This window comes from Aestuariivirga sp. (assembly GCF_041738905.1).
Classification (GTDB): Bacteria; Pseudomonadota; Alphaproteobacteria; order Rhizobiales; family Aestuariivirgaceae; genus Aestuariivirga.
The window spans coordinates 1-6,781 of the sequence record NZ_JBGSOZ010000085.1 but is presented as its reverse complement, the minus strand read 5'-3'; the positions used below and the strand labels follow the sequence as shown (position 1 = coordinate 6,781).

The following is a 6,781-nucleotide window of genomic DNA, read 5'->3' as shown; positions in this document are numbered from 1 at the left end:
CAGGTGGCACCGTGGGTCTATCAGCAATTCACCCAGACCTATGTGCTCGACCAGTCGATGCGTGACCGGCTAGCGGCACTCAATCCCAAGGCGGCCGTCAAGGTCGTCAACCGGCTGCTGGAAGCCCAGCAGAGTGGCGCGCATGCGGTCGCGGCCCGCCCGCACGGTAGCGCGGATGCCGCTCACCGGCGCATCGGACGTGAGCCTCGACCAGGTGACAGCCGCTGTCCTGTCGAAATAGGTCTCGATCTCGCCGCGGCGCTGAGTGTAGCTGTCGGTCATCAGTCAAATCCCAGGAAGTCGAAAATATCGCGGTCCTTCATGGAACGTGCTTCCTGCGGCTCGCCGCCGGCCCAGAGCTGGGCCGCAAGCCGCATGTATTCCTTCTGCACCATGTCCACTTCGGGTGTGGAGGGCATCTCGAAAAGCGTCGACTTCTTGAGGCGGCTCACGCGGATCGCGTCGACATCGGGGAAATGCGCGATGCGCTTCAGGCCGGTCGCATCGGCGAAACGGTCGATCTGGTCGGTGTCCTTCGAGCGGTTGGCGATGACGCCGCCCACCCGCACGCCATAGTTCTTGGCCTTGGCATTGATGGCCGCCACGATGCGGTTCATCGCGAAAATCGAGTCGAAGTCGTTGGCGGTCACGATCACCGCGCGGTCGGCATGCTGCAGCGGTGAGGCGAAGCCGCCGCAAACCACATCGCCCAGCACGTCGAAGATCACGACGTCGGTTTCCTCCAGCAGATGATGTTCCTTGAGAAGCTTCACCGTCTGGCCGACGACATAGCCGCCGCAACCGGTGCCGGCTGGCGGGCCACCGGCCTCCACGCACATCACTCCGTTGTAGCCTTCGAACACGAAGTCCTCGGGGCGCAATTCCTCGGCGTGGAAATCCACACCTTCGAGGATGTCGATCACCGTGGGGATCAGACTCTTGGTCAGCGTGAAGGTCGAGTCGTGCTTCGGGTCGCAGCCGATCTGAAGCACGCGCTTGCCGAGCTTCGAAAAGGCGACGGAGAGATTGGAAGAGGTCGTGCTCTTGCCGATGCCGCCTTTCCCGTAAACCGAGAAGACCTTCGCGGTTCCGATCGAGGCCATGGGGTCAAGGTGCACCTGCACGCTCCCCTCGCCATCGCCTCTTAGTCCCGGGTGCGACTTGGGCCGCCGGTCGATCACCATTGTCATGCCGCTACCTCCACACCGATGCCTTCGAGTTTGTCTTCAAGTTCTTCTCCTGCGCGCTGGAGGGCCGCGAGCGTTTCCGCGTCGGGCTTCCAGAATTCACGGCGCTGGGCTTCCAGCAGCCGGTTGACGACCTTGACGGCCGCCTTGGGATTGAGTGCCGCGAGCCGGTCACGCATCGACTGGTCGAGCACATAGGTCTGGGTGAATTGCTGATAGACCCACGGTGCCACCTGGCCCGTGGTGGCCGACCAGCCGACCGTGTTGGTCAGGTGGCATTCGATGTGGCGCACGCCTTCATGGCCATGCTTCAGCATGCCCTCGTACCACTTGGGGTTCAGCACGCGGGTACGGGATTCGAGCGCGACCTGATCGGCCAGCGTACGGACGACGCCGTTCCCACGCGTCTGGTCGCCGATATAGACCGGCACGGCGGAACCACGCTGCTTTTCGGCCGCCCGGCTGATGCCGCCGAGCGAGTCGAAGTAGTGATCGACAGTGGTGACGCCCAGTTCCACCGACTCGAGGTTCTGATAGGCGAGATCGACGCCCTTCAGCACCTGGTCCATCAGCTTTTGCTGTGCGGCGGCCTGTCCATCTCGTCCGTGTGCGAAGCATTTCCGCTTGGCGAACATGTCGCCGAGCTCGTCCTCATCCTCCCAGCGGCCGCTGTCCACCAGCATGTTGACGTTCGAGCCATAGGCACCGTCGGCATTGCTGAAGACGCGGAGCGACGCGGTCTCGAGATCGCAGCCGGTGGCTGCCATGTGGGCCAGCGCATGCTTCCGCACGAAATTCAGATGTTCGGGCTCATCCGCCGAGGCGGCGAGGAAGCAGGCTTCGGCCAGCATGCGTGTCTGCAGCGGCAACAGGTCGCGGAAGATGCCAGACAGCGTCAGCATCACGTCGACGCGTGGGCGGCCAAGTTCCTCCAGCGGCATGAGGCGCGCGCCGCACAGCCGTCCGAAGCTGTCGAAGCGCGGTGCGGCACCCAGGAGCGACAGGGCCTGCGCGATGGGGCCGCCCTCGCTCTTGAGATTGTCGGTTCCCCAGAGAACCAGCGCCACGGTTTCGGGAAGCGGCTTACCAGACGCGACGTGGGTCTGAAGCAGCAGCGAGGCTTGCCGTGCGCCATCTGCCACCGCGAAGGCGGATGGAATGCGGAAGGGATCGAAGCCATGAAGATTGCGGCCCGTGGGCAGGATGCTCGGTGTGCGGATCAAGTCGCCACCGGGAACCGGCCGGATGAAGCGCGCATCGAGCGCTCGGAGCAGCCCGCCGATCTCATGATCCTCAGACAGCAACCGGTCCATGGACGCGACGTCGGCCGTGCCGCCGCTGGCTTCCATCACCTGCGCCAGCGTCTCGGCGCGGGCTTCCGCACTCATGGCCTCACCCACCACATGGAGGCCGTGGGGGATCAGCGTGTATTCGAGTTCGAGGACGGCGGACTGCAGGGCCTGGATGCTGGCTTCGGCATCGATCCATCCGGGCTCGGCAGGAGAGAGATCGACAGCTGACGCCTGTGCCTGGATGAGGGTCGAGAGCTGCTCGCGCTCCATCGCTTCCGGCTCCAGCGCGCGCCAGCGGCCGATCGAGGCCTTGAGGTCGACGAGGCCGCGATAGAGGCCGGCCTGCGACAGCGGCGGCGTCAGGTAGCTTACGAGTGTCGCTCCGGAGCGGCGCTTGGCGATCGTGCCTTCCGACGGATTGTTCGCGGCATAGAGGTAGAGGTTCGGAACATCGCTGATGAGGCGGTCCGGCCAGCACGCATCCGACAGGCCCGACTGCTTGCCCGGCATGAATTCGAGTGCGCCGTGAGTGCCGAAGTGCAGGATGGCGTTGGCGGCGAAGTCCTCGCGAAGATATCGGTAGAAGGCGGAGAAGGCGTGGGTCGGCGTGAAGCTCCGCTCGAAGAGCAGGCGCATCGGGTCGCCCTCGTAGCCAAACGGCGGCTGCACGCCCACCAGCACATTGCCGAAGCGCTCGCCCAGTACATGAATCGAGCTGCCATCGGCAAGGCTGCGGCCGGGTGCAGGGCCCCATTGCGCCTCGATGTCCTTCAGATGCCTCTCGCGCCGCACGTGATCGTCGGCGGAGATGCGATGGACCACGTTGGCATCGCTGCCGAAGCGCTCGGCATTGCCCTTGAGGATGCGGTCCTGAAGTTCGGCGACAGTGGCGGGAACCTCCACGCTGTAGCCATCGCGCTTCATGGCCTGCAGCGTGTTGAAGAGCGACTCGAATACCGCGAGGAAGGCCGCCGTGCCGGTGGCGCCGGCATTGGGCGGGAAGTTGAAGAGAACGATCGCCACCTTGCGATTTGCTTTCGCGGTGTGGCGGAGCGCCACGAGCTTGGCGACGCGCATGGCCAGCATCGCCGCGCGCTCGGCGTGGACGCGCATGCCGCGCTCGCCTGCATCTGCACCACTGCGGCCCCCGAAGATGATCGAGCCTGTCGCGCCATCGATTTCCGGGATGGCAATCATCATGGTGGTTTCGATCGGGTGCAATCCGCGCTCGGATGCGTCCCATTCTTCCAGCGTCTGGAATTCGACGGGCTGTGCCGCGAGATAGGGAACATCAAGGCTGGCGAGCACTTCTTCCGCCGCCTTGGCATCATTGTAGGCGGGGCCGCCCACCAGCGAGAAGCCGCTGAGCGATACCAGCGCGTCAATCGTCGCCTTGCCGTTCTTCATGAAGAAGCTGTCGATCGCGGGGCGCTGGTCGAGGCCCGTTGCGAAGGCCGGAATGACCTTCAACCCGCGCGATTCGAACGCTGCGATGACGCCGTCATAATGCGCTGTATCACCGGAGAGCACGTAGGAGCGCATCAGCAGCAGTCCAACGGTTCCCTTGACCGTGCCCGGCGGAGAAGGAAGTTTGTCCGCGCTCTCGCTCATCCTGCTTGCAAGGCGCGGATGATAGACGCCGACTTCGGGGTAGGATTTTGGTGCGTCGAACTTGATCTTATCGCGATAGAAGCGGCGCGGGCCCTCGGCGAATTTCGCGGCAAGGAAACGAACGAGATGCGCGATGTTGTCTTCCGAACCTGCCAGCCAGTATTGCATGGCGAGGAAGTAGGCGCGAACGTCCTGGGCGGAGCCCGGAATGAAACGCAGGATCTTCGGCAGACGCTTCAGCATCGCGAGCTGCTTGGCGCCCGCTGTCGCCTTTTCAGTCGCGTCGTTGGTCTTTGAACCGCGAAGCTTCTTCAGCAGATTGACGATCGTGCCCTGGCTGCCGTTCATCTGGAAGCGGCCGAGCCTGGTCAGCTTGATGACTTCACCTGCCGACATGAAGGCAACCATCGCATCGCAGTTGTCGCGGCGGGCGACAAGCGCTGGCATCACGGCCTGGATATGGTCTTCCATGAAGAGCATCGTGGCGATGACGATGTCGCCCTTCGAGATGTCGTCGATGCAGGCAGCAAGGGAAGACGGCTGCGAATTCCAGCTCGACGCGGCATGGATCGAAAGCGTCAGCCCCGGCAGCTCGCGGGCGAGCGACGCGGAGATGCGCGAGACTGCACCCGCCAGATGATTGTCGAGCGTGACGATCACCACCCGCATGGGGATTCTATCGGCTGTAGTGAGCTTTGGCATCGTACAGCGTCTCTACTGTTATGAGGGACACACCCTTTTCGAGGGCATAGCGTTCGGTGTTGCGGCGGGCCTTGCCGCGCACGAAGAAGGGAACCTTCTGCAATTCCTTTTCCGCGTCGGGCGCCCAGCCGGATGCCTGTTCGGCGGCGTTGGCGGCAGCGTTCGGCACGGGCGCATGACCAGGCGCCTGAGGTGCAGGTTCATGCTTTGCGGCACCATGGCCCAAGTGCGAGGCGGCGGCGCTGTCGTTGAACTCGAAATCATTGCGGAACATGTGGATCAGGTGTTCCTCAAGGCCCATCATCAGTGGATGAACCCAGGTGTCGAAGATCACGTTGGCGCCTTCGAAGCCCATCTGGGGGGAGTAGCGGGCCGGAAAGTCCTGCACATGGACCGGTGCCGAAATCACCGCGCAGGGCACGCCCAGCTTCTTGGCGATGTGGCGTTCCATCTGTGTGCCGAGCACCAGCTCGACCTGAAGTTCGGCGACCTTCGCCTCGACATCGAGGTAGTCGTCGGTGATGAGCGCTTCAATCCCGAGTTTCGCCGCCGCCTCGCGCACGGGCCTCGCGAACTCGCGTGAATATGTGCCAAGGCCGACGACGTCGAAACCCAGTTCCTCTTTCGCCATCCGCGCTGCGGCAATCGCATGGGTCGCGTCACCGAAGATGAAGACGCGCTTGCCGGTCAGATAGGTCGAATCGACCGAGCGCGAATACCACGGCAGGCGGCACGCCTCGTCTTCCAGCACGGGCGAGGCGTCGACCCCGGCGAGCGTTGCCACCTGCGCCACGAATTCGCGGGTGGCCGAGACGCCGATCGGGATGACGGTGGTCATCGGCTGGTTGAAAGTCTTCTCCAGCCAGCGCGCGGCACTCTCCGCCGTCTCGGGATAAAGGACGACATTGAAACCGGCCTCGGGGATGCGCGCGATGTCGGCGGGTGTTGCATTGAGCGGCGCCACCACATTGATGGCGATGCCGAGCCGCCCGAGCAGCCGCGTGATCTCGGCCAGATCATCGCGGTGGCGGAAGCCCAATGCCGTGGGGCCGAGGATGTTGCAGGAGCGCGGATTGATTTCAGCGGGCCGCGAACCGGGCGCGCAAAGCCCGCGCACGATGCGGTAGAAGGTTTCTGCCGCGCCCCAGTTTTCCTTCTTCTGATAAGAGGGAAGCTCGAGCGGAATGACCGGGATGGGAAGCGCCAGCGCCTTTGCAAGGCCGCCCGGGTCGTCCTGGATCAGCTCCGCCGTGCAGGATGCGCCGACGATCATCGCCTGTGGCTGGAAGCGCTCATAGGCATCGTTGCAGGCGGTCTTGAACAGTTCGGCGGTGTCGCCGCCAAGGTCGCGCGCCTGGAAGGTGGTGTAGGTGACGGGCGGACGCGCGCTGCGGCGCTCGATCATGGTGAAGAGCAGGTCCGCGTAGGTATCGCCCTGCGGCGCGTGCAGCACATAGTGCAGGCCCTTCATCGCGGTTGCGATGCGCATGGCGCCGACGTGGGGCGGTCCTTCGTAGGTCCAGAGGGTGAGTTGCATCGCGCTACACTCCCAGCCGCGTCTGGCGATCGAGCGGGCGCGAGAACAGGCGGGCGAGGTCGCCTGCCTGGTCGTAGCCCTGGATCGGCGTGAACACGAGTTCGATCGACCACTTGGTGGTGAAGCCTTCGGCCTCCAGCGGATTGGCGAGGCCAAGGCCGCATACGACCAGATCAGGATTGGCGGCGCGGCAGCGGTCGAGCTGTTTTTCAACGTCCTGGCCCTCGCTCAGCACGGTGCCGGCGGGAAGCTGGCCCATCTCCTGTGCCAGATGCTGGCGGTGGAGGTAGGGCGTTCCGACTTCCACAGGTTCCATGCCGAGTTCCTGCGACACGAAGCGGGCCAATGGAATTTCGAGCTGCGAATCGGGGAAGAAGAAGATGCGCTTGCCGTTCAGCTGTTCGCGATGCGGCGCCATGGCCCGCGTGGCGCGGGCGTGACCTGCATCGGTG

Annotated in this window: 4 protein-coding genes and 1 pseudogene; all 5 read right to left on the bottom strand. The window is 64.1% G+C overall.

The genetic code is table 11. From position 1 onward, the window contains the following. Positions 1–90: 90 nt before the first annotated feature. Positions 91–285, bottom strand: a pseudogene (locus ACEW8Q_RS07550) (magnesium protoporphyrin IX methyltransferase); the annotation flags it as partial. Continuing rightward, entirely contained in the window at positions 282–1,184 is a 903-nt protein-coding gene (bchL, locus tag ACEW8Q_RS07545) for a ferredoxin:protochlorophyllide reductase (ATP-dependent) iron-sulfur ATP-binding protein (protein ID WP_373503443.1), read from the bottom strand. The pseudogene ACEW8Q_RS07550 and the gene bchL, both read right to left, overlap by 4 nt. A gap of 2 nt (positions 1,185–1,186) precedes the next feature. After that, entirely contained in the window at positions 1,187–4,792 is a 3,606-nt protein-coding gene (locus ACEW8Q_RS07540) for a magnesium chelatase subunit H (RefSeq protein WP_373503442.1), read from the bottom strand. Continuing rightward, positions 4,767–6,329, bottom strand: a complete 1,563-nt coding sequence (bchB, locus tag ACEW8Q_RS07535) for a ferredoxin:protochlorophyllide reductase (ATP-dependent) subunit B (protein ID WP_373503441.1) — start codon at positions 6,327–6,329, stop codon at positions 4,767–4,769. Before bchB ends, ACEW8Q_RS07540 begins: the two co-directional genes overlap by 26 nt. Positions 6,330–6,333: 4 nt before the next feature. Further along, the coding region (locus ACEW8Q_RS07530) for a nitrogenase component 1 (protein WP_373503440.1) at positions 6,334–6,781 on the bottom strand (448 nt) is incomplete at its 5' end.